Source organism: Streptomyces sp. NRRL S-337 (genome assembly GCF_000720175.1).
Lineage (GTDB): Bacteria > Actinomycetota > Actinomycetes > Streptomycetales > Streptomycetaceae > Streptomyces > Streptomyces siderophoricus.
The window spans coordinates 19,873-45,748 of the sequence record NZ_JOIX01000043.1; the positions used below are offsets into that span (position 1 = coordinate 19,873).

19 protein-coding genes are annotated in these 25,876 nt (G+C 73.3%); 9 read left to right on the plus strand and 10 right to left on the minus strand.

Going from position 1 to position 25,876, the window contains the following annotated elements:
• Positions 1 to 151: 151 nt before the first annotated feature.
• From IG62_RS0126375 to IG62_RS0126395, 5 genes are all read left to right on the plus strand, one after another.
• A complete protein-coding gene (locus IG62_RS0126375) occupies positions 152 to 1,519 on the plus strand; it encodes a cytochrome ubiquinol oxidase subunit I (protein WP_030808204.1) in 1,368 nt (455 codons plus the stop codon).
• A complete protein-coding gene (locus IG62_RS0126380) occupies positions 1,512 to 2,774 on the plus strand; it encodes a cytochrome d ubiquinol oxidase subunit II (protein ID WP_030808207.1) in 1,263 nt (420 codons plus the stop codon). The genes IG62_RS0126375 and IG62_RS0126380 overlap by 8 nt, the downstream gene beginning before the upstream one ends.
• Positions 2,771 to 4,486, plus strand: a complete 1,716-nt coding sequence (locus IG62_RS0126385; protein WP_030808210.1) for an ABC transporter ATP-binding protein/permease — start codon at positions 2,771 to 2,773, stop codon at positions 4,484 to 4,486. Before IG62_RS0126380 ends, IG62_RS0126385 begins: the two co-directional genes overlap by 4 nt.
• Entirely contained in the window at positions 4,483 to 6,114 is a 1,632-nt protein-coding gene (locus tag IG62_RS0126390; protein WP_030808213.1) for an ATP-binding cassette domain-containing protein, read from the plus strand. The genes IG62_RS0126385 and IG62_RS0126390 overlap by 4 nt, the downstream gene beginning before the upstream one ends.
• Positions 6,115 to 6,338: 224 nt before the next feature.
• Complete coding sequence (locus IG62_RS0126395; RefSeq protein ID WP_078872249.1) at positions 6,339 to 6,713, plus strand: SsgA family sporulation/cell division regulator; 375 nt, start codon at positions 6,339 to 6,341, stop codon at positions 6,711 to 6,713.
• A 48-nt stretch (positions 6,714 to 6,761) separates the two neighbouring features.
• On the opposite strand, the gene IG62_RS0126400 is transcribed toward IG62_RS0126395, so the two are convergent.
• Entirely contained in the window at positions 6,762 to 7,739 is a 978-nt protein-coding gene (locus IG62_RS0126400) for an alpha/beta hydrolase (protein WP_030808219.1), read from the minus strand.
• Positions 7,740 to 8,080: 341 nt separating this feature from the next.
• Here IG62_RS0126400 and IG62_RS0126405 point away from each other — a divergent pair, with 341 nt between their 5' ends.
• Positions 8,081 to 9,076 (plus strand): helix-turn-helix domain-containing protein, encoded by a 996-nt coding sequence (locus tag IG62_RS0126405; protein ID WP_051798621.1) that lies wholly within the window; start codon positions 8,081 to 8,083, stop codon positions 9,074 to 9,076.
• Positions 9,077 to 9,137: 61 nt separating this feature from the next.
• Here IG62_RS0126405 and IG62_RS42325 read toward each other — a convergent pair whose 3' ends face one another.
• Positions 9,138 to 10,022 (minus strand): AraC family transcriptional regulator, encoded by an 885-nt coding sequence (locus tag IG62_RS42325; RefSeq protein ID WP_078872250.1) that lies wholly within the window; start codon positions 10,020 to 10,022, stop codon positions 9,138 to 9,140.
• Positions 10,023 to 10,231: 209 nt separating this feature from the next.
• Between IG62_RS42325 and IG62_RS0126415 the strand changes: the two genes are divergently transcribed.
• On the plus strand, positions 10,232 to 12,991 hold the full coding sequence (locus IG62_RS0126415) for an AAA family ATPase (RefSeq protein WP_234326751.1): 2,760 nt from the start codon (positions 10,232 to 10,234) through the stop codon (positions 12,989 to 12,991).
• On the opposite strand, the gene IG62_RS0126420 is transcribed toward IG62_RS0126415, so the two are convergent.
• The 8 genes from IG62_RS0126420 to IG62_RS0126450 form a co-directional block, all read right to left on the minus strand.
• Positions 12,918 to 15,758: a LuxR family transcriptional regulator gene (locus IG62_RS0126420; protein ID WP_051798624.1), complete on the minus strand. Its 2,841-nt coding sequence runs from the start codon at positions 15,756 to 15,758 to the stop codon at positions 12,918 to 12,920. The two genes, IG62_RS0126415 and IG62_RS0126420, sit on opposite strands and share 74 nt — an antisense overlap.
• Before the next feature lie 120 nt (positions 15,759 to 15,878).
• Entirely contained in the window at positions 15,879 to 16,094 is a 216-nt protein-coding gene (locus IG62_RS47950) for a DUF4232 domain-containing protein (RefSeq protein ID WP_199812531.1), read from the minus strand.
• The gene (locus IG62_RS47955; RefSeq protein ID WP_199812532.1) at positions 16,091 to 16,366 is read right to left on the minus strand and encodes a DUF4232 domain-containing protein; all 276 of its coding nucleotides are present in this window, start codon (positions 16,364 to 16,366) and stop codon (positions 16,091 to 16,093) included. Before IG62_RS47955 ends, IG62_RS47950 begins: the two co-directional genes overlap by 4 nt.
• A 29-nt stretch (positions 16,367 to 16,395) precedes the next feature.
• Entirely contained in the window at positions 16,396 to 16,536 is a 141-nt protein-coding gene (locus IG62_RS47960; protein WP_234326752.1) for a hypothetical protein, read from the minus strand.
• Positions 16,533 to 17,510 (minus strand): hypothetical protein, encoded by a 978-nt coding sequence (locus IG62_RS0126435; protein WP_234326753.1) that lies wholly within the window; start codon positions 17,508 to 17,510, stop codon positions 16,533 to 16,535. Before IG62_RS0126435 ends, IG62_RS47960 begins: the two co-directional genes overlap by 4 nt.
• Positions 17,511 to 18,258: 748 nt before the next feature.
• Positions 18,259 to 19,587, minus strand: a complete 1,329-nt coding sequence (locus tag IG62_RS0126440) for a class I SAM-dependent RNA methyltransferase (RefSeq protein WP_030808237.1) — start codon at positions 19,585 to 19,587, stop codon at positions 18,259 to 18,261.
• A 148-nt stretch (positions 19,588 to 19,735) separates the two neighbouring features.
• Positions 19,736 to 21,787: an APC family permease gene (locus tag IG62_RS0126445; protein ID WP_030808240.1), complete on the minus strand. Its 2,052-nt coding sequence runs from the start codon at positions 21,785 to 21,787 to the stop codon at positions 19,736 to 19,738.
• A gap of 253 nt (positions 21,788 to 22,040) precedes the next feature.
• Positions 22,041 to 24,179 (minus strand): NAD(P)-binding protein, encoded by a 2,139-nt coding sequence (locus tag IG62_RS0126450; protein ID WP_030808243.1) that lies wholly within the window; start codon positions 24,177 to 24,179, stop codon positions 22,041 to 22,043.
• Positions 24,180 to 24,509: 330 nt separating this feature from the next.
• On the opposite strand from IG62_RS0126450, the gene IG62_RS0126455 reads away from it, so the two are divergent.
• Entirely contained in the window at positions 24,510 to 25,178 is a 669-nt protein-coding gene (locus IG62_RS0126455; RefSeq protein WP_030412324.1) for a potassium channel family protein, read from the plus strand.
• Positions 25,175 to 25,852 carry a potassium channel family protein gene (locus IG62_RS0126460; RefSeq protein ID WP_030412323.1) on the plus strand — a complete coding sequence of 226 codons (678 nt, stop codon included), beginning with the start codon at positions 25,175 to 25,177 and terminating at the stop codon, positions 25,850 to 25,852. Before IG62_RS0126455 ends, IG62_RS0126460 begins: the two co-directional genes overlap by 4 nt.
• The last annotated feature ends 24 nt before the right edge of the window (positions 25,853 to 25,876 follow it).

Consider the following 25,876-nt stretch of genomic DNA (forward strand, 5'->3'; position numbering starts at 1 on the left):
CTCAGTGCCCTCCTGCGGCCCACGGGGTGAGCAGCCGCCCTGCCGTCCCCGACTGTGCAGCGTGGGGTCAGTGCACGGGCGCTGAGAGGCAATTCGCCTACCCGGTCGGCTGCCTAGCGTGGCAGTCCCCTCTGCCTCCCCCGGAGTACCCATGGCTTCCACAACCGTCGTCGAACTGTCCCGATGGCAGTTCGCGATCACCGCGATCTTCCATATGACCTTCCCCGCGCTCACCGTCGGCCTGTCCGTGCTCCTCGCGGTCGTGTACACGGTCCACGTGCGCACGGGGAACCCCCTGTATCTGCAGATCTTCCGGTTCTGGAAGAAGATCTTCGCCGTCGGCTTCGGCCTCGGCGTCGTCGCGGGCACGGTGATGACGTTCGAGTTCGGCCTCAACTGGGGCGTCTACGCGCACGCGGTCGGTCCGGTCATCGGGGTCACGATCGGCATGGAGGTGATCACCGCCTTCTTTCTGGAGGCGGGGTTCATCGGCCTGATGCTCTACGGCGACGGACGGATCCGCCCGCGCACCATGGCCCTGGCGAGCTGGATGGTCGCCTTCGGCACGCTGCTGTCCACCACCTGGATCCTGTCGGCCAACAGCTGGATGCAGGATCCCGTCGGCTACGAGAAGGCCGACGGCCAGTTCCACGCCCGGGACTGGATCGACATCCTGCTCAATCCCGCCTTCGCCCACCGCTTCCCGCACATGCTGCTGGCCGTGCTGATCAGCGCCGCCTGGTTCGTCGGCGGGATATCCGCCTGGTACCTGGTGAAGAAACGGGTGCACGCCCGGCCGATGGCCCGCCGCTGCCTGTCCATCGCCCTCGGCGTGCTGGGCGTACTGATGCCGATCCAGCTGTACGTGGGGGACGGCACGGCCGTCTTCATGGGGCAGCACCAACTCCCCAAGCTGGAGGCGTTCGAGGGCAACTGGAAGAGCGACAACAACGGCTACAACCTGCTCGTGGTCCCCGACACCGACAAGGGCGAGAACAGGCTGCACGTCGAGATCCCCTACCTCGGCTCGGCCATCGCCCAGGACCTCAGCGGCAGGACGAACACGCCCGGCCTGCTGCGGACCCCGCCCGAGGAACGCCCCAACATGTGGACCACCTTCTACGGCTTCCGCGCGATGTACTTCACCGCACTCCTCATGTTCGGCACGGCCTTCGCGGGCGTGGTCCTGCGCATGCGGCGCCGCCTGTTCGACTCCCCGCGCTTCCTCAAGTGGCTGGTGTGGACGACCCCGGCCGGGATCATCGCCATCACCGGCGGCTGGATCGTCGCCGAGACCGGCCGTCAACCCTGGGTGGTCTACGGCCAGTTGCGCACCGCCGACGCCGTCTCCCAACTCAGCGTCCTCGAAGTCGCCGTCAGCCTGGCGGGGTTCGTCCTGCTCTACGTCACCTTGCTGGCCATCTGGGCCCGCTACATCGTCCGCACGGTCAAGGCCGGCCCCGAGGCCCTGCCCACGGGCTCCGCCGCGCCCGACGCATCGGAGGCCCACGTTGCTTGAGTACGCCAGTTACGCGCTCGTCCTCTTCTCCCTCGCCCTGTACGTCGTCCTCGACGGCTACGACCTCGGGGTGGGCATGCTCAGCCTCGCCGCGCGTCCGGAGCGCCGGCGGGAGTACGGCGAGATCGTCGCCACCGCCTGGGACGCCAACGAGAGCTGGCTCATCCTGGCCGGGGTCGTCCTGTGGGCCGGACTGCCGGGTGTCTACGCCGTGCTCCTGCCCGCCGTCTACCTGCCGCTGATCGGCATGCTGATCGCCGTCATCCTGCGCGGCCTCGGCCTGGAGATGCACAGCGCGGCCGGCGGCTACCGGCGGGGCTGGGCGCTGCTGTTCGGCGGGGCGTCGCTCGCCGCGACCGTGTGCCAGGGGCTCGTCCTCGGGACTGTGCTCACCGGCCCGCACCAGCGCGACGGCGTCTTCCAGGGCGGGGCGTTCGACTGGCTCAGCCGCTACGGCGTGCTGTGCGCCCTGGGTCTGGTCGCCTTGTATCTGCTGGCCGGTGCCGCCTGGCTGCAGGACAAGACCGAGGGATGGTCAAGGCCGGAAGTCCGTCGCACCGGACGGGGGTTGCTGGTGGCCACGGCGCTCATGGCGGTCGTCCTCGGCCTGCTGCTGCCGGGCGCCGACCCGCAGCGGTTCGCCCTCGACCAGCCCCTGCGGGCCGTACTGTTCTGGCTCGCGGTCGGCGCCGCCGCGGTGGCCGGGGCGGTCGCCTGGTACGGCTTCGGGCGGCGCCCCGACTGGCGGCCGTTCGCCGCGGTGGCCACGATGACGGTCTGCGGGATGCTGGGTCTGGTGGCGCTGACCGCACCGGTCGTCGTGCCGCCCGCGCTCACCGTCCACCAGGCCGCGAGCCCGCACTCCTCGCAGCTCTTCCTGGTCCTGGGCGTCGGGCTGTGCATGCCGTTCGTGCTGGCCTACAACCTCTACGCCTGGCGGAGTTTCCGCGGCAAGTACACCGATCCGGTGGAGCGTCCGCTCCCGCCGCTGCCTGCCCGCGCCCACCCCTCGACGGCCCCCGCCGTGCCCGAGGGCGGCGCGCGGACGGTCGTGCGGCGGATCCTGCTGGTGGTGCTCGGCATCCTGGCGGCCGCTCTGTCGCAGGACGTCTTCGGCGGTGTGGCGGACTGGATCGGTCCCGTCGGCATCACCGTCCTGGGCGGTACGGCACTGGCGGCCTGGATCGCGGGGGACCGCCGGGACCGGCGTGCCGGGTACTTCGATGCGGACGCCGAGGCGGAGAGCACCTCATGACCACCTCGGACCTGCTCCTGGATGAGCTGGCCGGGGACGCGGTGCCTGCCGCCCGGCTGAAGGAGTGGGCGGACGCCGGCCGGGCGGAGCTGTGCAGGGCGGGGCTGCTGCGCGGCGCGGCCCAGCTCGGCACGGTCCTGTGGGCGGGCGGGCTGTCCTGGGGCGCCGAGCGCGGCCTGTCCGCACTCCATGGCGACCCCGCGTCCGCCGTGCTGCCGCCCGCGTTGCTGGTCGCGGGCGGCGTCGCCCTGCGCGCCGTCCTGCTGGCCGCGGGCGACGCCGCGGCCGCGCGCGGCGCCCGTACCGTACGGGAGGCCCTGCGCGGGAGGCTTGTCGAGACGGCGCTGCCCGCCCACGGCCCGGCCCCTGCCGAGGTCGGGGACGCGACTGTGGTCCAGGCCGTCGATGGCGAGGTGGACGAGCTGACCGACTGGCTCACCGACTACCTGCCCGCGCGGACCACCATGCTGCTCGGCAGCGGCCTGGTCCTGGCGGCGATCGCCGCCCGCAGCTGGTTCGTCGCCCTGCTCGTGCTGGCCGCCACTCCCCTGCTGCCCGCCAACCTCAAGGTCATCGGCCTCGGCACGCAGGCCGCCGTACGCGCCCAGCTGACCGCGATCCGCGGCCACCGCGCCCGGCTGCTGGACCATCTGCGCGGCCTGCCCACCCTGGTCGGACTCGGGGCGCACGACCGGGCGGCCGACGAGCTGGCCCGGCACGACCGGGAGGTCGCCGGGCGCACGGAGAAGGTGCTGCGCATCGCCTTCCTGTCGACCGCGTGGGTGGAACTGCTCATCACCGGCACCCTCGCCGTGGTGGCGACCTACTGCGGACTGGTGCTGCTCGACTATCTGGACCTGCCCGTCGTACCGGACCACATGAGCCTGTCCGCCGCCCTGTTCGTGCTGGTCCTGGTGCCCGCCTACTTCGCGCCGGCCCGGGAACTGGCCGCCGGGTACCACGCCCGCGCGCGGGCCGGCGCCGCGGCGAGCCTGCTGGGGCAGGTGCTGGACGCGGGGCCTGAGGTCACCGCGGTGCCACCGGCTCCACCATGTGTCACCGCGCCGCCCGGACTGCGCCTGGAAATGGTGACGGCCCATCACCCTTACTGCAGGACACCGGCGTTGGAGGGAGTAGAGCTGCGCCTTGCGCCGGGGCGGTGCCTCGCGGTGACCGGTCCCAGCGGGGCCGGGAAGTCCACGCTGCTCGCCGTCGCGGCCGGGCTGTACACGCCGCGCGGCGGACGCGCGTTCCATGTGCTGGACGGCCGGCCCGTCCCCGCCGACCCCGGCCGGGTCGCCTGGGTGGGCCAGCCCGCGCACCTGCTGCCGGGCACCCTGCGCGAGAACCTGCTGCTGGCGAGGCCCACCGCGAACGACGACGACCTGCTGGACGCCGTCGCCGCCCTCGGCTTCGAGGACCTCCTCGCCGCGCTGCCGCGGGGACTGGACACCCCGCTCGGCGAACGCGGCTCCGGCCTGTCCTCCGGCCAGTCCCAACAGCTCGCCCTGGTAAGGGCGTTGCTGCGGGACGCGCCGCTGCTGTGCCTGGACGAACCCACCGCGCACCTGGACCCGGAGGCGGAGCGGCGCGTCCTGTCCGTGCTGCGCACGCTGGCCCGCGGCCGTACGGTCCTGCTCGCCACCCACAGCCCCGCGCTGCTGACGCTTGCGGACCAGGTCGTCAGGCTGGATCACGGGAGGACCCGATGAAGCCGGTGAACGGGATCAGCGCCTGGCGGCTGCTGCGTACCGCGGGTTCCTGCCGCGCCCTGCTGACCGGCGTGGTGTACGCCGCCGCGGCGGAGGTCAGCGGGGCCGCGCTGCTCGGGGTGTCCGGCTGGTTCCTGACGACGTGCGCCGTGGTCACTCTCCAGGCCAACACCACGTGGTCCTGGATGTATCCCTCGGGCGCGGTCCGGGCCCTGGCCCTCACCCGCACCGGTCTGCGCTACCTGGAACGCCTGGTCAACCACCGGACCCTGCTGGGCACCCAGGTGGCCCTGCGGGCCCTGCTGGCACGCGGCGCCGCTGGCCTGACGCCTCGTCAGTTGCGCGCCGAGCGCGACGGAACGCTGCTCACCCGGCTCACCGCCGATGTGGAGACCGTCGCGGGCCTGCCGGCGAACGCCCTCGCCCCGCTGACAGCGGCGCTCACGACCGCGGGCCTGGTCGACGTCCTGCTGCTGTGGGCGATGCCGGTCCTGGGCCTGGCCGAACTGGCCGTCTGGGCGGTCGGCCTCGCCTGCGTCCGCCGCTTCCATTTCCGCGCGTGCACCCACCTCGCCGACGCCGCCGCAGCCAGGGCCGCGCTGCGTACCGTGTTGCTGGGCAGCCGGACGGCCTTCAACGAGTTGCGGTGCCTGGACGCGGTGCCGTTGGCGCGGCTAACGGCCACGCGCGCCATGGCGGCGGTCGAATCCGCCGAGTGGGCCGCGGCCCGGGCCGAGCGGCAGGGCCGCCTGGCACTGCGTCTCCTCGCCGCGCTCGGCCAGGCGGCGGTCCTGGTCATCGCCCTGCGCGCCGCCCCGGCCCAGCCGATCGCGGTGGCGGTCGGCGAGGTGCTGCTCGTCGCCGCCGGATGGGAGCTGCTGGAACGGCTCCCGCGACTGGCGCAGCACCTGACTCAGGCCAAGGACGCGGCCGGGCGGCTGGCCCCCCTCGCCACCGAGCCGCACCCGGCGGGCCGGCGGCAGGCGGCCGACGGCATCCTGGACGTGGTCGGCCTTCCGCTCGCCGGCTCCCCCACGGCACTCACCCTGACCGCCGCGGGTCCCGCCCTCGTCCTGATCACCGGCCCCAACGGCAGCGGAAAGTCGACCCTGCTCGGCCAACTCGCCGGGCGCGTACCGGCGCCCGCCGGCACCGTCCTCCTCGACGGCACTCCCTTGCACGACCTGTCCGCCGAGGCCGCCGCCGAGACGCTCACCCTCGTCGAGGCCGACGACTGGCTGGCCGACGACACGGTCGCGGCCAACCTCCGCCAGGCGGCACCGTCGGCCGACGCCGCCGCGCTGCGGGCCGCGCTGGACCTGGTCGGCCTGTCCGCGCTGCCGTTGGAGACCCCGGTGGGTCCCGGCGGCCGTCTGCTGTCCCAGGGGCAGCGAAGGCGCCTCGCCACGGCCCGCGCCGTGCTGAGGCGTCCTCGGATCCTGCTGCTCGACGAGCCGGTGGCGGGCCTGGACCGCGCCACCGCCGAGGCGCTCCTGGCCGCGCTGCCCCGGGCGTTGCCGCGGACCGCGCTGGTGATGGCGCTCCAGGAACAGGACCTCGGCCTGCTGGAGGGCGCCGCGGACGCCGTCGTACGCCTCGGACGGGCCGTGGAGCGGGCGGGGCCATAGGGCGAGGGGCGAGCGGAATCCGCGCACTCCGGGAATACGCATGCCGCACACGTGCCTTTTCGGACAACCCCCGGTGCACTTGTCGACAAGGCAACGAAGCAGCCGCGGCTTACGGTCGTCCACAACCGTACGAACAGTCAGATACAGGGGGCGGAGTGAAAATCCCTCTTTCCGATTCCGCGGATGCGTGCTCGATCGTCTTTCCCACGGAAGTCCATATCAGCGTGGCCGGCGAAGCGTGGGTACCACTCCCCGCCGAACTCCGTTACGACATGGCCGACCCCTATGCCATATGCCTGTCCATGGGCGCCCCCGCGGCCCCTTCCGTCGACTGGGTCTTCGCCCGGTCGCTGCTCGCGGAGGGACTCCACCGGCCCACGGGAATCGGAGACGTGGTGGTCATCCCGCGGCACCGCCGCCGTCCGGAGTCGGTCCGCATCCTCTTCAGGACCCGCACCGGGGCGGCGCTCCTCGCGGTCCACGCCCTCGTGGTCACGGACTTCCTGCGCCGGTCCGAGGCGCTGGTGCCGCCGGGCACCGAACACCACCACATCGATGTGGACCGCGTCATCGACCGGCTCACGGCCGGCCACGAGTGAGACTCCGCCCGGCGCGATCCGGGTGCCGGCCTACCGGCACAGCCGGGGTCAGGCCGCGTGCAGGACGGTGTACAAGGTGTCCGTCACCTGCACCCGGGCCGCCCGGGAGGCGTGCGTGCCGCGGAGCAGGTCGAACAGCACGAATCCGTGGATCGTCCCGTGGTAGCGCATCGACACGACCGGGACCTCGGCCTCCCGCAGACGCGCCGCGTACGCCTCGCCCTCGTCGCGGAGCACGTCGGCCTCGGCGATGAGGACGAGGGCCGGCGGCAGGCCGCGCAGCCGGCGGGACGGTGCGCGCAGCGGGGAGACCATGCCGTGCGTCCGGGTTTCCGGGTCCGGCGCGTACTGCTGCCAGTACTCGGACATGGCGGCCCGGGTCAGGAAGTACCCGTCCGCGAAGTCCCGGTAGGAAGGGGTGTCCATGGCCGCGTCGGTCACCGGGCAGACCAGCACCTGGTGGCGGAAGCTCGGCCCGCCGCGCTCCAGCGCCACGATCGTCAGCGCGGCGGCCTGATGAGCGCCCGCGCTGGCGCCGACGACCGCCATCCTGCTCCCGTCCAGCCGGCACTGCTCGCCGTGGCGAGCGATCCACCGGGCGACGGTGTGCGCCCGCTCGACGGCACTCGGATGCCGCGCGTCCTCCGGTACGTCGTACTCGGGGACGACCACGGCGGCGTCCGCGCCCAGCACCAGGTCCCCCACCAGGTGCCGGTGCGCGTACGCGTCGGTCAGCATCCAGCCCAGCCCGTGCAGGTACAGCACCACCGGGAGGGGTTCGTCGCTGCCGGCGGGGCGGAGGATCCGCACCCGGATCCGGGTGCCGTCGTTTCCCGGCAGGGCGAGCCATTCCTCCTCGATGTCGGGCTTGTCCCGCCCGCCTCCACTCCACAGGGCAGCCATGCGCGCCCTGGCCGCGGCCGCGTCGCCGGTCGAGGAGGTGGGGCAGACGTACGCCTCGGCGAAGGCCCGCGCCGGTCCTTCGAGGACAGGCGTCGCCCGGAAGGGCGGTACATCTTCTTCCAACGGAACTCCTGCGTGGGGGCGAATCGCTGACCGACCGAGGAGCGGCAGCCCGGCCACGGCCGGGCGGCCAGGCGCTCGGTACCGGAAGTGGCTTGTCGGCAGGCGGAACCCACCCTAGGCGTCCCCGGCGGGACACGGGCGGTGCCACGGTATTCACCCATGCCGCTGAGTGCACAGTTCGGCGGCCGTCCGGTCCTTTCACCCCGCCTGCGCCAAGTGCAGTCATATGACCTAACACCTCCTCGGCTCGCCGGCGGAGACTTCAGCATGCGCGTGAAAGGGAGTGACCGTCCCCCTCTCACGCACCCTGCACCGCTTCTGGACGGCTGGAGGAAGTCCTCGTGAGCAGCGCTCTACCCGGAACGACCGTCTCCCCGGGCGCCGGGGCATCCGGCAGTGCCGTCGCGACCGTTTCGCAGTGGCTGGCGCCCGTCCTGGGGCGCACCCGGCAGGACGGATCCGCGACGGGCTCGGTGTCCCTGCACCATTTCGGCTACCTGCGACTGATCGTCTGTGAGACGGGACCGCTGTGCCTCACGCGGGGCGCGGGCTCGATCGCCCAGGACTCCGGGGACGCGATCGCCGTGCTGAGTCCGCGGCACGGGACCGTACGGCTGGTCCAGGACGGCCGCGGCGGCCTCGTGGAGAGCGGGCAGCTGGCGCTGATCGACCTGCGCCGGGCCTTCTCGGTCGAGCAACGGGAGCGGACCCGGTTGCTGTTCTTCCGCCTCCCGGCCCACGCCCTGCACCTTCCCGTGAGCGCCCTGCGGACCGTCACCGCCCGCGCCCTCGCCCCGACGGGCGGGGTGGCCGCGCTGCTGGGACCCCTCCTGCTGAGCCTGGAGGAGTCGGCCGCCCGTATGCCCGCCGCGGTGGGAGAGCGGCTCGGCGGCATCGTCACCGAGCTGGTGGCCGCCCTGGTCCAGGAGTGCACCGAGTCCGCCGAAGAGGGGGACGACTCCCCTCGGACGGGACGCCGGCAGCTGATCGACACGATCCGGGAGTACATCGACCGGCACCTTGAGGACCCCGAACTGTCCGCGGAGCGCATCGCCGCCGCGCACTTCATCTCGGTCCGCTATCTGCACCGCCTCTTCGAAGGCGAGGGCGTCACCGTGGGCAGGCTGATGCTGCGCCGGCGGGTCGAGGAGTGCGCTCGCGAACTCGCGCGGCGCGCGCGGGTGAGCCGCTCGATCTCCGTGGTGGCGTCCCGCTGGGGTTTCCGCAACGCCGCCCACTTCAGCCGTGCCTTCAGGGCCGTCTACGGATGTTCGCCGCAGGAGTGGCGGCGGGAAGCCGTGGCCCAGCCCGGCGTCGGGCCCGGCGCGGCTGCCTGAGGCCGCACGCGAAAGTCCCGTCGCCCTCCTTTCGGGCGACGGGACTTTCGCGCCTCAACGCTCAGCCGTCCGCGTTCCGGGGCGCCCCGGGCAGCCGGGTCCGGTCGTCCCGCCAGTCACTGGGCGGGACCCCGTACGCCGCGCGGAAGCTGCGGCTGAAGTGGGTGGCGCTCGCGAACCCCCAGCGCCTGGCGACCGCGGCCACCGTGGTCTCGTTGGTCCCCGGACGCCCCAGCTCCCGCCGCGCCTCCTCCAGCCGGCGGTGCTGGATCCATCGGCCGATCGTGCTGCCATGGCTCTCGAAGAGCTTGTGGAGGTAGCGGATCGAGATGTGCTGGGCCGCGGCGACCGTCGCGGGGGTCAGCTCCCGGTCCCACAGGCGGGCGTCGACGTGGGAACGGATCTGCCCGACGAGGTCCTGCCGGTCCTGCCCGCAGTCCCGGGGTCCGGAGTCGACGCCCTCGACGGCCAGCAGGGTCACCAGCTCGGCCACGCTGCCGGCCAGATGGAGTGCCGTCCGTGGCGAGTACCCGGACACGGCGCCGACGAGTTCCCGCAGCAGCGGAACGAGCAGCGGCGCCACGGCGCCACCGGCGAACGGGGCCCGGTGGCCGAGGGCCCGCGCCTGGCTGTCGGTGAGCGCCAGGGCGCGGCGCGGTATCCACACCAGGTGCAGTTCGAAGCTCTCGGACGGGTGGAGGGCGAAGGGTTCCGCCGCGTCGCGCACGAAGAGATCCCCGCTCCGGAAGCGTTCGGCCGTCTCCCCGCGGAGCAGGGTCGCCGTGCCGGAGGAGAGCAGGCCCAGCACCAGGTGCGGGTCGGCCGGAGCGCCGCCCGGCTCGCAGACGAATGGCTGTGCCGCTCCCCGGACCGTGCTCACCTGGAGGAAGCCAAGTGCGGTGCGGGTGGCGGCGGGCGCGGGCGGCGGACTCAGCGGCGGACTCATGGGACCCCCTGATCGAAGCGTCGGTACAGGTGCCGGGGGTGGTCCGGCGTCGGGACCGCACGTGACGCGGGGTCCCCGGCCCACCCTGGGGGGTCGCGGTGGGGAGCAGAAGGCCGTTCGGCCGTCTCCGCGGACCGGGGCAAGGATCGTGCACGCTGAGGCAACACGGCGGTGTCACGCTGGCCGGGCGGCACGAGAAGGGAACATGCGTGGACAGCGGCCTGGGCGACACGACACTGGTCGGGCGACGGCGCGAGCGCACGCTGCTGGAGGGGTCCCTGGAGAGGGCACGGTCCGCGGCGGGCGGCTCGGCGATGGTGCTGCGCGGCGACGCCGGCATCGGGAAGACCGCGCTGCTGGACTGGACGGCCGCACGCGCCGGGCAGAGCGGCTTCACCGTTCTGCGGGCCGGGGGCAGCGAGGCGGAGGTCGGCATCGCCTTCGGAGCGCTGCACCAGGTACTCGGGCCCCTGCTGGAGAAGACCCGCGCGCTGCCCCAACAGCAACGGGCCGCACTGGAGCGGGCGTTGGGGCTGCGCGACGGGCTGCCCTCGGGCGGTTTCATGGTCGGCGCGTCCGCACTGGCCCTGCTGGCGAAGGAGACCCGCCGGCGTCCCGTGCTCATCCTGGTGGACGACCTGCACTGGGTGGACTCCTCCAGTGCCGCCGTCTTCCTCTTCCTGCACCAGCGGATCACCGACCTGCGGGCGGTGATGGTGTGTTCGAGCCGCCCCGACGGCCCCGCACTGGACGGCTGGCCCGCGCACCCGGTGGACGTCGAGGCATTGTCGGGCGAGTACTCCCGTGCGCTGCTGCGGCGCTGGCATCCCGCGCTGGCGGCCGCCACCGCCCAGCGGGTGGTGGACGAGGCCGCGGGCAATCCCCTGGCGCTCGCCGAGTTGCCCGGCCAGCTGGCGAGCGAGCACCGCATGGGCATCGTCCCGCTGCCGGAGCGGCTGCCGCTCGGCAAGCGGCTGGAAGCGCTGTTCGTACGACGGCTGGGCCCGCTTCCCCCGGACGCGGCGAGGCTGCTGCTGCTCACCGCGCTCGACGGTGCCGGCGGCGCCCTCGCGGAGCCCGGGTCCGGTGCGGACCGTACGGAACAGGTCCTCGGGCCCATCGAGGCCGGCGGGCTGGCCCGTCTGGACCACGCCGGACGGCTGGTCTTCCGCCATCCGCTGGTCCGCAGCGCCGTGCTCGCCTCCGCCTCACCGGACCAGCTGCGGGCGGCACATCGGACGCTGGCGGAGCGGTTGCACGAGGACGACCCGCGCCGGCTGCTGCACGAGGCCGCGGCCACCGAGGGTCCGGCCGAACCGCTCGCCGCGCGGCTGCAGGAGGCCGGCACACGCATCGCGCTGCGCGGCGGTGACGCAGAGGGCGCCCTGCTGCTGGACCGCGCGGCGGCCCTCAGCGCCGATCCCGAGGCGCGGGCGCGGCGGCTGACCTGGGCGGCCGTGATGTCGGCCCGGGGCGGACGTCTCGCGTACGCGGCGCGGCTGGTGGAAGAGCTCAAGCGGGGACCGGTACCGCAGGATGTCGCCCCGCTGTTCGCCTATGCGGTCGTGTACGTCGACCAGAGCCACCACGTCGACTTCGGCTCGTCGTTCTCGCTGCTGCCCGCGGCCCTGGCCGCGCTGACCGCCCCCGGCGCACCGGGAGCGCCGGTGTACGGGGACCTCGTGGAGCAGATGTTCTTCAAGCTGCTGCTGGCCGCCACGTACACGGGCGACCCCCGGGGATGGGAGACGCTGGAGCGGCATCGCGAGCATGTCTCACCGGCGGCCCAGCTGTGCCATCGCGCCTGGGCGGACCCGCCGCGAACGGCGCACGGCGTGGAGGCGGAACTGCGGGCGACGGTGGCGCGTATGGCGGCCCAGCGGGAAACCGGCCACGCCTGGCTGCTGCTGTGGGCCGCCGCGGCGGTGGACGGCGCCGGCCCGGATCTGTGGCGCCTGTTCAGCGGGGAGCACGCGTACGCCACTCAGGGATCACTGGCGAAGGCGAGGTCCCATCACGCCTTCCTGCGGGGCCGTTGGGACGCGGCGGAGGACTGCCTACGGGAGGCCGACACCGCCGAGGAACTCGGCTATCACACCAACGCCCTGCTCTTCCGGCACTACTACGCGTATTTCCTGGCGGGCCGCGGCGACGAGCAGGGGCTGCGGGAGGTAAGGGAGCGGATCGAACCGGCGGCACGGGCGGCCCGGATGCGGTTCGTCACGGACCATCTGGACCACCTCCAGGCGCTGGCCGCCCTGGCGCACAACCGGCACGAGGAGGCGTACGCGCGGCTGCGCCGCATGACGACGCCGGGTGAGCTGCCGGGCGAACTGACCTGGTTCCACCTGCCGTTCTTCGACTTCGTGGCAGCCGCACTGCACTGCGGTCGCCGTGCGGAGGCACTCGCCCACGTCGCGGCGGCACGGGCGGCCCGGATGGCGGAGATCTCGGCGCACCATGCCTTCCTGCTGGCCGCGGCGACCGCCCTGGTGGCCGGCGACGACGAGGTGGACGCGGCGTGTGCGACGGCGTACGCGGTGCCGGGCGCCGACCGGTGGGTCTTCGATGTGGCCCGGCTGCGGCTGGCCCACGGTTCCCGACTGCGCCGCCTGGGGCGGCGGGCCGAGGCGGACGAGCTGCTGCACGCCGCGTTGCGCACCTTCCGCGAGCTGCGGGCCGCGCCCTGGGCGGAGCAGTGCCGGGCCGCACTGCTTGCCGCGGACGGCCTCCCGGTGGCTACAGCGGCCGGGGCCGACGCGCTCACCGCCCAGGAGCTGCGCATCGCCCGACTGGTGGCCACCGGGCTGACGAACAAGGAAGTCGGTGCCGCGCTGCACCTGTCCCCGCGGACGGTCGGAGCGGCCCTCTACCGGATCTTCCCCAAACTGGGGATCACCTCGCGGGCAGCCCTGGCCCGGGCGCTGCCTGCTCCGCCAGGGCACGGGCCACTCCGGCCCGGGTCGTGATGCCCAGCTTGGGGAAGACCCGGTACAGATGTGCACCAATCGTCCGGGGGGACAGCCCGAGCCGCTCACCGATCTGCCGGTTGGTCAGGCCCTCGGCGGCCAGCTCGGCGATCCGCAGCTCCTGTGCGGTGAGCAGCTGCCGTCCGGCGGCGGAGCCGGGCGGCACGGTGCCCGCGACCGCCGCCGTGTGTTCCCGGGAAGCCTGCTCGGCCCAGACCGGAGCACCGATGCGGGTGAAGGCGGCGAGCGCGGCTTCGCAGTGGACGGCGGCGGCCTCGCCCCGGCCGTGCCGCCTCAGCCACGCGCCGTGAGCCAGTCGGGCCCGGGCGAGGGGAAAGGGCCAGGTGGCCGCGCCGGGAGCGGCGTACACGGCCGCGTACCGCTGTTCCGCCTCCTCGTCGTCGGCGGCGAGCGCCTCGGCGACGGCCACGAGGAAGGCGTGGTGGGCCGAGACGCGGGCGATCCCGGCCATCCGGACCGCCCGCAGATGGCGCTGGGCCTCCGCCCTCCGCCCGCTGTCGACGGCGGCCTGCACCCAGTCGACCAGCGAGAGCGGGAACCACGGGCTGCGGAGCGGGACGGTACCGGGCGCAGTGAGCATCCGCGCCTGCTGCCAAGCCTCTTCGGTACGGCCGTGCGCCAGGGCGCACAGCACCTTCAGGCCCGTCAGGCGCTCGGTGACGGAGCGCATCCGCCGCTCGCGGGCCGACGCGCCCAGGACCGGCTCCAGCTCGGCGAGCCCGGCACGGTCCCCGCGGGCGGCCAGGACCTGGGCCACGTTCTGCAGGAACAGCATCTCGTTGAACGCATGACCGCAGGCTGCGGAGGTCTCGGCGCCCTGGCGGGAGACGGCGAGGGACGCGTCCCAGTCGCCGTGCAGAAAGTCGTCGTGGGCACTCACGATGTCGAGGAACGCCTGCATCGCGTACGCGCGGCGGCGCGCGAAGCGGCTCCACAGCCCGTCGTGCTCGCTGACGCCGTCGACGGCGGCGGCCGTCCACAGCAGGAGCCAGGCGGCGGAGGTCTCCCGGTGCTGCGGCAGCACCGCGACCGCCGCACGCAGCCGGCGCTGCACCTCGTGACCGGTGTCCCAGGGGCCTGCCCACGCCCGGCGGCACAGCACCGCGAGTGCGGAGCCGTCCGCCAGGGGGTGCTCGGTGGCGGCCCAGGCCCGCTCGTCCCCGGTGTACACGGCGACGACGACGAGCAGGAACAGCACGGAGTCGAGCAGGGCTGCGCGCTGCTCCCCTGCCTCCGGTGCGGCCAGCAGGTCCAGCGCCCGAGGGAGCAGCTCGATCGACGGCGTCGGATCACCGTCGAGCTGGAGCCGGGTGCAGGCGATGACGAAGGCGTGCACGGCGGCGGGCTCCGGTCGCCCCGGACCGGCCTCGCTCTCGGCCTCGGCGACGAGGTCCGCCGCGAGGCGCAGGTGTCCGCTGCGTGCGGCCAGCGCGGCGGCGGCGACGAAGCGCGCGGCCCGGCTCGCCGCGTCCGGGCTGAGGCCGGCCGCCCGCGCCATCGTGCGCGCCGCCTCCGCCTGCGCGCCCCGGGCGGCCACCCTGTCCGCTTCCTCGTGCACCAGCGCGGCGAGTGCACCGTCCGTGCCGGCGGTGGCCGCCGCCAGGTGCATGATCCGCCGCGGACTCCCGGCGGGCAGGGCGTCGGCGAGCAGCCGGTGCGCCGCCCGGCGCTCCGCGGGCGAGGCGATGTGCACCAGACCGGCGCGGACCAGCGGATGGTGGAACACCACGCGGCCGGAGTCCGGATCGACGTACGCCAGCCCGGCGGCCTCGATGCGGTCCTGGAAGTCCGGCCGGCTCGTGTCCGCCGCACGGTCCGCCACGTCCCGTAGCACGCTGACACGTTGGGCGAGCGAGCCGCCGAGGGCGGCCACCAGCAGCAGACGGCGGTCGCCGTCCGGCAGGGCGCGCAGCCGGTCCTCGTACAGCCGCCCGAGCCGTTCCCCCAGGGGCAGTTCGTCGAACAGCTCGGTCATGCCGCTCGCCGGCGGTTCCTCCAGGTATGCGGGATCTTCTGCGGCCGCGTCGCGGATCCGCGCCGAAAGCTCGTGCAGCGCGAGCGGATTGCCGCCGGCCGCGCGCAGCACCCGACGGCGCGCCCCGTCGGGCAGCCGCGGCTGGAGGGTGCGCAGGAGCCGTTCGGCGTGCCGCTCGTCCAGCGGCTCCAGATCGATCACGGGGCCCGGCAGCCCCTCGGTGCCGTCCCCCCGGCCGGCGGCTGCCGTGTGCCGCGTCGCCCCGATGACGACGACGGGCACCCGGGCCAGGTGCATCCGGACATGCCCGAACACGGCGGTGCTGGACGGATCGGCCCACTGGAGATCGTCCAGCAGCACGACAACGGGCCGGCGCGCCGCTGCATCGGCGAGCAGGGTCAGGGCCGCGCCCGCCACCGTGAAGCCCGCGGGGGGTGTGCCCTCACACAGGCCCAACGCGCTGTCCAGCGCGTCGCGTTGTTCCGCCGTGAGCGCCCGGGTGTCGTCGAGCAACGGCCAGAGCACCTGGTGCAGCGCGGCGAACGGCAGGCCCGACTCCGCCTCGGCGCCGGTCATGCGCAGCACGCGCAGGCCCGCGCGCCGAGCCGCCGCCTCGGCCACCTTCAGCAGCGCGGTCTTCCCCATGCCGGGATCGCCGCGCAGCAGGACGGACGTGCCGGTGGAGCGGATGTCCGCCAGCGCCGAGCCGATGACCGCGATGTGCGCGTCCCGTCCGGTCAGGACGGGTACGGCCCCGCGGTCCTCGGGCATGCTCACCGCCCTCATGTTCTCGTCTGCCCCGCCCTCTCCGACGACCGTGGCACCGATGCCGTTTCTCCGGGTCGCCCGCTCAGTAGACCAGACGGTGAGTTCTGGGCGCCGTCGTCGGGGTCAGCCGCCATCGCCGGGCCGAAGGGGGCTCACCTGGGGAACCGATGCCTTGCCCGTGTCGGAGACCTCTCCGCCGCTCCAGCGGTCTCTGATCGACGCTGTCTCGCCGGGCGGGGTGACGAGCAGGGCGGCCGGCGTCACGGTGGTGACCCCGAAGGCCGCGGGATGGGTGAAGGACAGCGCCGACCAGGCGCACGCTCCCGGGGCGAGCGTCACGGCACGCGCGTCCTGCCCGCCGGCGGCCCGCTCGGGGTCCGGGTGACGGCCTGGCCGGCGCCGTCGACGAAGGCGAGCCCTGGGAAGCCGTCCACCGTGCAGGTGCGGTGGGAGCCGTTCGTCAGGACGACGGCGAGGTTCTCCTGTCCGGCTCCCGGGTGGTTCGGTCCGACGGACGCCCGCAACCCGGTGCTGTGGCACCGGGATTCCGCCGGAGTCGGGGCAGCGGATTCCAGACCGGTGATGTGCACCGGGTGGTCGTCCGCGGACACCGGCTGGCCCACCGCGGTGTGAGCGCCCGTCAGGGAGCGGCTGGGGCCCGGAAGACCTCGCCGATGCGCAGGTCCCAGAAGGTCCGGGCCGGAACGACCAGGAACGCGTCGGGGTCGAACCCGGCCTCCGCGGCGCCGGCCGGTGACCCGGTGCTCTGCTCCTCCCTCACTCGGCTCGCTCGATGCGGGCGGCGAGCAGGTTGGGGTCGTTGTCGGTGAAGTAGGCGGCGCTGGCGACGTAGGCCGTGCTTCCCCGTACGGCGAGGGACGTCGGACCCTCCAGCCCGTCGGCGGCGGTCAGCACCGTCGTGTGGCTGCCGTCCGGCCTGACGAGAGCGACCGCGTTGTCCGCGTTGATCGCGGCCAGCAAGGTGTCCCCCGTGCCGGTGAAGGCGAAGTCGTCGATATTGACAAGGCCCGTGGCACGCGTCTCGACGGGGCCGGCGACGCCGTGACAGCCGATCGGTATGCGCAGCACGGTGCCCCGGTCCAGGTTGGACACCCAGGCCGCACCGTCGTGGATCTTGATGCCGTTGGCGCCGAGGAATCCGGTGGGCTCCAGTTCAGGCGCGGTCGCCCACTTCACCGGCGTGCCCCCGCCGACCGGCACGCGCCAGAGCGTGCCCAGGGCCGAGTCGGCCACGTACAGCCGGCCGCTGCGCCGGTCGAGGGCCAGGCCGTTGGGCAGGCTGTCGGCCGGGAGAGCGGCGATGCGCTGCGGGCTGCCGCCGGGACGCAGCCGCCATACGCCGGTCAGATCGCTGGTGCCGGTGGCGTACAGGAAGTACAGGGTGCCGTCGGCGGTGCGGACGATGCCACCGAGGAACGGCGCGGACAGGACCGGGGTGCGGGCCCCGGCCGGCGGCGCGGGCAGGGTCGCGAGGACATGTACCTGGCCGTCGGGGCTGATCCGGGCGACCTGGCGGCTGAACGCGAAGGTCACGTCGGCGCCGCCGCCGGGCTCCAGAGTGATGTTCTCCGGCCGTTGGCCCTCGGACATGTTCAGATGCGCGACGACGCGCACGTCCGACAGTGCGGTGGTGCTCGCGGCAGCCGGACCTTCCGCAATCAGGGCAAGCGCCGCGGCCACGGCCACGACCACGGCCAGGCGGCTGGTCCCCGCCCCCGTCATGCTTCCTGGCATGTGTTTCCCTTCCGTCCTTCTGGTGCACGTTCGGCCGGTACGTCGCGCCGGTTTCGGCGGCTTCGATTGATCGTCGCCCAGTCCGGTCACCGGCAGGGCAACCGCGAAGGTTCAGTGCACTGGCAGTACAGGACTTGTGCACCCTGCACCGGAAAGATCACCGATGACGACCTTCGAGGTGCTCTGCGCAGAGCCGGCCAGGAACGATTCCCGACCGACCTAGGCGATGTGCCGGTGTGCTGGTGTGCTGGTGTGCTGGTGCGCCCAACACACATGCGAAGCCGCAGGTCAGACCGGACGATCTGAGAGGAAGGCGCTCTCGATGTCGGCCGTGGGATCGGCTCGGTTCGGCGGCCAGTTGCCCGGGCCGTCTGCGCTGCCACCGGGCACGCCGGCGAAGACCAGCTCGCCAGGTTCGGCCGCCGGCAGCAAGCCAGGTCGATGCCGTCGGTATCAACCAGGGAACCGCTCGCAGGCCTGAGCCGACATAGCGCAACTGCCACCCGGAGCCCCCCCCCGTCCGGCGCGACAGCGCTGACAGACAGTCAGAAGGAGCGTCGACTGAGCGTCAAGACGACCTGCCGCCGAGCGAACCCCGACCCCGAGAGATATATCCGTCGCCCCGGCATGGCTCGCAAAACAGCAGGCCAATGACGTTCACGGGCACCTGACGTGGTTCACGTCGTCCACTTCGGGAAACAGGTCGAGCACAACCGGCCAAGCCTCAGGAACCCAATAAAACCGCAGGTCAGACGCCCTTGGCCGCCTTCTCCAGAATCACCACGCACTCCACGTGATGCGTCATGGGAAACAAATCAAAAGCCCGCATCCGCCGCGGCACATACCCCACCTCCGCGAAGTACTTCAGGTCGCGGGCGAGGGCCGCCGGGTCGCAGGCTACGTAGGCGAGGCGGCGGGGGGTGAGGGAGGCGAGGTGGTGGACGGTGGATTTGCCGGCGCCGGCTCGGGGTGGGTCGAGGACGACGAGGTCGACGTCGCTGATGCCGGTGCGGGGGAGGACGGATTCGACCTTGCCGTGTTCGATGCGGACGCGGTCCAGGTCGGCGAGGTTGTGGCGGGCGTCCTCGACGGCGCGCTTGCCGGACTCGATGCCGAGGACCGCGCCCTTGTCGCCGACGCGTTCGGCGAGGGCGCCGGCGAACAGGCCGACGCCGCAGTAGAGGTCGAGGGCCATGTCGCCCTTCTTCGGCATCAGGCCCTGCATGACGGCGTCGACGAGGAGGTCGGCGGCCTTCGGGTGGACCTGCCAGAAGCCGCCGTTGCCGACGCGCCAGGTGCGGCCGGCGGCGCGTTCGCGGACGAAGGGGCGGCCGTGGACGCGGTGGACCTGTTCGTCCTTCTCGCCGATGCGCAGGACGGAGACGGGCTTGTCGAGTTCGACGATCGGGAGGCGGCCGCCGGGGCGGGGGGTGAGGATGACCTGGCGGTCGTGGGAGCCGGTGGCGGCGATCGCCTCGACGGTGGCGATCTGGGGCCAGTCACGCTTCTCGACGCCGAGTTCGGACACGCCGGGGGCGGCGATCATGCAGTGGGTGACGGGCTCGACGTCGTGCGAGCGGTGCTTGCGCAGACCGGCGCGACCCTCGGCGTCGACGGCGTACTGGACGCGGGTGCGCCAGGCGGGGACCTCGCCGGGGCCGACCTTGTCGCCGGGGGCGGGCTCGACGGTGCCGTCCCAGCCGGCCGCCTCGGGAGTCAGTCCGGCCAGCCGCATCAGCTGCTCGGCCACCACCTCGCCCTTGAGGCGGCGCTGCGCGCCCGGCTTGGCGTGCTGCCAGTCGCAGCCGCCGCAGCGGCCCGGGCCGGAGAAGGGGCAGGGGGCCTCGACGCGGTCCTTGGAGGGCTGGAGGATCCGTACGGCGTCGGCGCGGAGGAAGCGTGCGCCTTCCTCGCCCTCGGTGACCTTGGCGATCACGCGCTCGCCGGGGAGGGTGTGGCGGACGAAGAGGACCTGGCCCGCTTCGGTACGGGCGATGCAGTGGCCGCCGTGCGCGACCGGGCCGATCTCGACCTCGTACTCCTCGCCGACCAGCGACTTCTTGGGTTCTGCCTGCATGGCGGGAGGGCTCCTGAGGTGGGTGGTACGAGGGAACGACGACGGCCGGCCTCCGGGGGGAGGCCAGCCGTCAAGTCTACGTCCCGGCGCGGTGTGCCCGGTCGCGCGCCCGGCCGGTGGTGCGCCGGCCCGCGGCCGCGGCCGGCCGCTACTTCTTGGTCGCCGTCTTCTCCTTCTTCGGCTGGGTGACCGGGCCGCGGCGAACCGCGCCCGGGGCGTTCCACTCGGCGCGCTTGCGGGCGCGCAGCTTGGCGGCCTCGGAGGAGTCCAGCTGCCAGGGCACGGAGGTGACCATGACGCCGGGGGTGAAGAGGAGGCGGCCCTTGAGGCGGAGGGCGCTCTGGTTGTGCAGGAGGTGCTCGTACCAGTGGCCGACGACGTACTCCGGGATGTAGACGGAGACGGCGTCGCGCGGGCTCTCCCGGCGGAGCGACTTGACGTAGTCGATGATCGGGCGCGTGATCTCGCGGTAGGGCGAGGCCAGGACCTTGAGCGGCACCTCGATGCCGCGGCGCTCCCACTCCTCGCGCAGGGCCTTGGTGTCGGCCTGGTCGACGTCCACGCTGACCGCTTCGAGGGTGTCCGTGCGCATCAGCTTGGCGTAGTTCAGGGCGCGCAGGGTGGGCTTGTGCACCTTGGAGACCAGGACGAGGGAGTGCACGCGGGAGGGGCGGGCGACGTCCTCGTCTGCGGTGTCCTCGGCGGCGATCTCGTCGGCGACCCGGTCGTAGTGGCGGCGGATCGCGGTCATGGTGGCGAAGAAGATGACCATGCCGAGCAGGGCCACCCAGGCGCCGTGGGTGAACTTCGTCAGCAGGACGACGACGAGGACGAGCCCGGTGAAGAAGGCGCCGAAGGCGTTGATCGCCCGGGAGCGGTGCATCCGGTGGCGCTTGGCCGGGTCCTTCTCGGTGAGCAGGTGGCGGTTCCAGTGGCGGACCATGCCGGTCTGGCTGAGCGTGAAGGAGACGAAGACGCCGACGATGTAGAGCTGGATGAGGCGGGTGGAGTCCGCGCCGTAGAGGTAGACGAGGACCGCGGCGGCACCGGCCAGCAGCACGATGCCGTTGGAGAAGGCCAGCCGGTCACCGCGGGTGTGCAGCTGCCGCGGCAGGTAGCGGTCCTGGGCCAGGATCGAGCCGAGCAGCGGGAAGCCGTTGTAGGCGGTGTTGGCGGCCAGGAACAGGACCAGCGCGGTGGCGGCGGCCAGGACGACGAAGAGGAAGCTGCCCTTGCCGAAGACGGCCTCGGCGACCTGGGAGATCACCGGGTTCTGGGTGTAGCCGGAGCCCAGCGGCTTGCCGTTGTTGAGCAGGTCGGTGGCCGGGTTCTCGGCCATCCTGACCCGCGTCGTCATGGCCAGCGCGATGATGCCGCAGAACATGGTCACGGCCAGGCCGCCCATGAGGGCCAGCGTCGTGGCGGCGTTCTTCGACTTGGGCTTGCGGAAGGCCGGGACGCCGTTGGAGATCGCCTCGACACCGGTCAGCGCGGCACAGCCGGAGGAGAAGGCGCGCAGCAGCAGGAAGATCAGCGCGAAGCCGGCCAGACCGCCCTGTTCGGCGTGGATGGTGTAGTCGGCGGTGGGGGCCTTCATCGTGTCGCCCATGACCGCGGAGCGGATGACGCCCCAGATGATCATGATGAAGACGCCGGCCACGAAGACGTACGTCGGGATCGCGAAGAGCTTGCCGGATTCCTTGACCCCGCGCAGGTTCATCAGGGTCAGCAGGACGATGACGGCGATCGCACAGAGCGTTTTGTGCTCGACGACGAACGGGATCGCGGAGCCCAGGTTCTCGATGCCGGAGGAGATGGACACCGCGACGGTCAGCACGTAGTCGACGAGCAGGGCGCTGGCGACGGTGAGGCCGGCCTTGGGCCCGAGGTTGGTGGTGGCGACCTCGTAGTCACCGCCACCGCTCGGGTAGGCGTGCACGTTCTGCCGGTACGACGCGACGACGGTGAACATCAGCACCACGACCGCGACCGCGATCCAGGGGCTGAAGTGGTAGGCCGACACTCCCGCGACGGACAGGACGAGCAGCACCTCGCCCGGCGCGTAGGCCACGGAGGAGAGCGGGTCGGAGGCGAAGACGGGGAGTGCGATGCGCTTGGGGAGCAGGGTCTCCCCGAGCCGGTCGCTGCGCAGTGCGCGCCCGATCAAGATCCGTTTGGGCACGTCGGTCAGTTTGGACACGCAGAGGATGCTAAGGCTTGGTCAAGCCGCCTGCCCACCCGCCACCCGCACGGGGGAGCAACCCGCCGTGGCGCGGACCACACCGGGCCAGGTCGTGAGCGGTCCCAACTCCCGTGCCTGCACAGGATCCGCACGTCGTACGCACAGCACACCCGCCGGGCCCGGGGTGCCGGCGGGCTTTCGTGGCCTTCGTCACGTGGGGCGAAGCCGGTCGCGAGCGCTCCGCCGCGCGCCACGCTCCGTCTGCCCGTCGTCACGCCGAGCCGCTCGCCGCTCCCCCGGCGCGTGCCGTGGCCGCCGGTCCGGGGCCGGACGGGCGGGGGCGCCGGGAGTGCAGGGCGCCCAGGCCCTCGCGGGTGGCGACCAGCAGCACCCGGTCCTGGGGCCGCAGGACGTAGCCGTCGCCCAGCTCGTGGGCGAGATGGGCCGGCTCGCGCTCGGCGGGCGGCGTCGGTGCGGCGGCCGTGGCGTTCGGGTCCGGGTCGTCGGGGGCCGAGGTGTCGACCGCCAGCACCCGCAGCCGGCCCGGCCGGCGGACCTCGCCGACCGTGCGGCCCTCCAGCGCGGCGTGCCCGCGGACCCCGACCCGGGCGACCAGCACCACCCGGCGTTCGACCGGGATCGCCCCCAGGATCTGCCGTCCCATCATGGCGCCGGCGAAGGCGGGCGCGGCCAGGAAGGAGACGCTGCGGCTGCGGGTCAGCGCCCGGGGGTGGGCGGCGCGCAGGGTGCGGTAGACGGCGGTGGCGAAGCGGTCGTCGAACAGCCGGAGGGTCACCCGAAGCTGCGGGGTGACCGAGCGGGCGTAGAGGGCGGCCTCCAGGTTGGTGGTGTCCTCACTGGTCAGCGCGAGCAGGCCGGACGCCCGCCCGATCATCGCGGCCTCCAGGACGCCTTCGTGGGTGACGTCCCCGAGGACGGTCGGCACCCGCAGCCGCCGGGCCAGTGCGAGCCCCCGCGCGTCCGGGTCCGCCTCGATGCACACGACGGGGATGCCCATCTCGTGCAGCCGGGCCAGCACCCGGGTGCCGACCTTGCCGAGGCCCAGCAGCACCACGTGGCCCGACAGCCCGCGCGGCGGCCGGCGCAGTGCCGAGGCGCTGCGGAACGTGCCCAGCCCCTCGAACGCCGCGGCGACCAGCACCGGCAGCAGCAACAGGCCGGTCAGCCCGGAGAGCAGTTGGATGATCTTGCGGGGCAGCGGTTCGCCGAGCGCCGGGTCGTTGATCGCGAAGAGGTCCAGCAGCGTGAGGTAGGTGGCGTGCAGCGGGTCCTCGCCGGTGGTGAGCGAGGAGGCGACGGCCAGGGCCAGCACCGCGCCGACGATGCCGGCCAGCGACCAGCGCAGCCGTCGGGAGAACAGCGAGGCGAGCGGGGCGCCGCGGCCGCGCAGCCCTCGCCGGCGCACCGGCCGCCCCGCGCCCGTACCCGCGGAAGGATCCGCACCCGTGGAGGAGCCCGGACCCGTGGAGGAGCCCGTGCCCGTATAGGAGACGGTCTCCAGGACGATGCGGGCCCGGCCGGTGGCGGCCTCGGCCGCCTCGTCGTCCGGCAGCAGCACCGGCCCCTCGTCCGGCAGGGCGCCCGAACTCGGCATTCCCTCAAGGGAGTTGGCGGCAGCGGGCGTACGCGGGACGGTAAAGGAGTCGGAGCCCCCGGCCGCTTCCGGGTCGCCGGCGGAGGCCGGGAGCACCGCCAGCGTGCACAGCTCCGGGTCCCCGGACCGGCCGGCCTGCACCGGCGTACGTTCCACGGCGCGCAGCAGCAGCCCGTCCGCCTCGATGACCTTGCTGGTCCCGGCGACCGCGGTGGCGACCAGCGCGGGGGCCACGGTGTCGGCGTCGGACAGCACGGTCGTCGAGGTATCGATCCCGGCCGGACCGTCGACGAGCCCGGCGGGCCCGTCCACACCGGCACCCAGGGCGGCGACCGCCGCGGCCTGATCGAGCAGCTCCTCCAGGTGCTGGCCGAGTTTGCGGTTGTAGAGGCGGATGACCAGCCGCAGCCGGGGATTGAGCCGGCGGGCCCGCAGCGCGGCGTGGATGTTGAGCTCATCGTCGTCGTAGACCAGGGCCAGCGCCTCCGCACCGGCGATGTCCGCCTCGATGAGCGCGGCGTCGTCCGGCTGTGCGGCCTCCAGGATCCGCAGCGGCTCGGGCGGCGGTTCGGGGCCCTCGCCGGGCGGCTCCGCGGGCAGCGCGGTCCGCGTCACCGCCGCCGACACCCGGCCGAGCAGTGCACCGGCCCGGCCCAGCGGGCTGGCCGGCGGCGGGATCCGCGGCCGGTGCGGCTCGCGGGCGGAGGGGGTCACCAGCGTCACCCGTTCGCCGTAGACGTCCCGGAGCTCGGCGGCGAGCCGGTGGGCGAGCGCATCATCGCCGCAGACCACCATGTGCGGGGCGGCAGAGCCCTGTTGGGGCTGGAGAGGCAGGTTGGGCACACCACGTAGCGTGCCTTACCGGCGGCGGGCGGCGCAGCCCGGCGCGGGAGGCCGTCGCTCCGCCCGGCCGATGAGCCCCCAGCTGGTGCCTACCGCGCCCCCTACAGGAGCCGCTGTTGCGGCTACGGTTGTACCGGACCACCGGTGCGACCAGCGTGCCCGTTGCCGCACCCGGTCCGTATCGCGAGCTGTGGCTTCGTGTCGCCGGTACTGGGAGAAGGAAGTAGTGAGCAGGGTGTTTGTGCAGGTCAGCGCGCTAGTACAGGGCACGGGGTAATCAGCATGCACATCGTCATCATGGGGTGCGGGCGGGTCGGATCCGCGCTCGCGCAGACCCTGGAGAGCCAGGGCCACACCATCGCGGTGGTCGATCAGGACCCGACCGCCTTCCGCCGCCTGGGCTCGTCCTTCGGCGGCCGCCGGGTGACCGGCGTCGGCTTCGACCAGGACACCCTGCGGGAGGCCGGTATCGAGGAGGCGGGCGCCTTCGCGGCCGTCTCCAGCGGTGACAACTCCAACATCATCGCCGCCCGGGTGGCCCGCGAGATGTTCGGGGTGGAGAACGTCGCGGCCCGGATCTACGACCCGCGCCGCGCCGAGGTCTACCAGCGGCTGGGCATCCCCACGGTCGCCACCGTCCGCTGGACGGCCGACCAGATGCTGCGCCGGCTGCTGCCGTCGGGCGCCGAGCCGCTGTGGCGGGACCCCAGCGGCGGCGTCCAGCTCGCCGAGGTGCACACCGCCCCGGCCTGGGTCGGCCACAAGATCAGCAAGCTGCAGGAGGAGACCGGCGTACGCGTCGCCTTCCTCACCCGGCTGGGCGAGTCGATGCTGCCGACCTCCCAGACGGTGCTGCAGGAAGGCGACCTGGTGCACGTCATGATGCGCACCGACGAGGTCGAGAAGGTCGAGGCGGCATTCGCCACGGGTCCCGAGGAGGCGCACGCATGAGGGTCGCAATTGCGGGCGCGGGCGCGGTGGGCCGTTCCATCGCGGGCGAGCTCCTGGAGAACGGGCACGAGATCCTGCTCATCGACAAGGCGCCGACCGCCATCTCGGTCGAGCGGGTGCCGCTCGCGGAGTGGCTGCTGGCCGACGCCTGCGAGATCACCTCGCTCGACGAGGCCGCGCTGCAGCGCTGCAACGTCGTCATCGCGGCGACCGGCGACGACAAGGTCAACCTCGTCGTCTCCCTGCTCGCCAAGACCGAGTACGGCGTGCCGCGGGTGGTTGCCCGGGTCAACAACCCGAAGAACGAGTGGCTGTTCAACGAGTCCTGGGGCGTCGACGTCGCGGTCTCCACGCCGCGTCTGATGTCCGCCCTGGTCGAGGAGGCGGTCAGCGTCGGCGATCTGGTCCGGCTGCTGCGCTTCAGCCACGGCGACGCCAACCTCGTCGAGCTGACGCTGCCCCCGGAGGCCGCGCTGGCCGGCACCCGGGTCGGCGATGTGGCCTGGCCCGAGGACACCTCCCTGGTCACGATCATCCGCGGTACGCGGGTGCTCACGCCCAACAAGGAGGACGTCCTGGAGGCGGGCGACGAGCTGCTGTTCGTCGCGGCCCAGTCCCGTGAGGAGCAGCTGGAGGACCTGCTGTCGGTCCGGCGCGAGGACGCGGCGGGCTAGCGGGCCCGGTCGTACGGCCGGCAC